This is a genomic window from Methanoregula sp. (assembly GCF_002835825.1).
Classification (GTDB): domain Archaea; phylum Halobacteriota; class Methanomicrobia; order Methanomicrobiales; family Methanospirillaceae; genus Methanoregula.
The window spans coordinates 1-1,154 of record NZ_PIZH01000662.1; the positions used below are offsets into that span (position 1 = coordinate 1).

2 protein-coding genes are annotated in these 1,154 nt (G+C 59.2%); one reads left to right on the forward strand and one right to left on the reverse strand.

Annotation, left to right across the window (positions count from 1 at the left end; translation table 11 throughout):
* Nucleotides 1-461, forward strand: a 461-nt coding sequence (gene metG, locus CW742_RS14235) for a methionine--tRNA ligase subunit beta (RefSeq protein WP_292421512.1), incomplete at its 5' end; no start/stop codon positions are given.
* Between the two features lie 114 nt (nt 462-575).
* Here the strand turns inward: metG and CW742_RS14240 are convergent.
* Complete coding sequence (locus CW742_RS14240) at nt 576-782, reverse strand: hypothetical protein (RefSeq protein WP_292421513.1); 207 nt, start codon at nt 780-782, stop codon at nt 576-578.
* Nucleotides 783-1,154 lie beyond the last annotated feature (372 nt).

The following is a 1,154-nucleotide window of genomic DNA, read 5'->3' on the forward strand; positions in this document are numbered from 1 at the left end:
CACTTCCGCTGACTGCCGTTCCGTACGACATCTTCAACCACCCCGTCCTAATCCGTGGTCAGAGGGAGGGTGGGAAGGGTACTAGCATTACCGCACTCCTCCGACAGCGCGTGCCCGCTGCAACCAAGACGTCGGAGAAGATCCCCGTGGTTACGTTCGAAGAATTCCAGAAACTCGACCTGCGGACGGGAAAAGTCCTGTCTGCAGAGCCCGTGCCGAAGTCGAACAAACTCTTAAAACTGATGGTGGACATCGGTACGGAGAAGCGCCAGATCGTTGCCGGCATGCAGCAGTTCTACACGCCCGGGGAGATTGTCGGGAAGGATGTCGTTGTTGTCACGAACCTGGCGCCCGCAAAGATCTTCGGTGTCGAGAGCAACGGCATGGTGCTTGCGGCGGGCGATGCGGCATCCCTCCTCGTGCCGCTGAAGCCGGTGGAACCGGGCACGAAGATCCGGTAACCGATTCTCAGTTTTCTGTTTTATCAGAAGAGGAGTTGACTGTGCCGGGCTGGTCTCCCGGCACAGCGGTATGGAACAATGACGGAACCGTCCCGTGTGCAAAGGACGGTTCTCTTAGAGTGCTGGTGTGAGCGAGGAATCGCGGTGGCGCCGGAGTATGGTTGTCGTGCGCCAGTTCTCGCTCGGTGCAATTTCCCGGATCCATCCCATCACGGGCATCCTGCAGGGTCGTGCAGGGATACTGGTGCGGGATTCTTCCCGGGCATTCTGGTGTGCGGGAGGAAGGTGCGTGCCCGGGGCCGGGATTTCTGGTGAGGTCATGGCATAGTCTCCTGGCTCGTAGCTGCAGGACACTGGTGGGTGCCATGCAGGCAGCAAGCCGCTGGTGGTCTGTACTATCCGGGCCTGCACGACAGGACGCATCGGAGCGGGTGCCGGGGAAAGTGTGCCGGCACTCGTTCTTCTGCGGGCTTCAGATGCGGGTCTCTCCGGATACGAGTGCTTCTTTGCCTGTATGGGGCAAACGAAACACTCTGATCAGAACATCGGGTGCTGCTGCACATATATTAGTAAAATAGCGAAGGTGCGCTGATCAAACCGCGCGGTTATATCAAAGAACGCGAAGATCGGGCCGCTGATTCCTCGGATCCTGCCGGGCATCCGGGTCACCGGGCCGGGCTGTTTCATTACCAG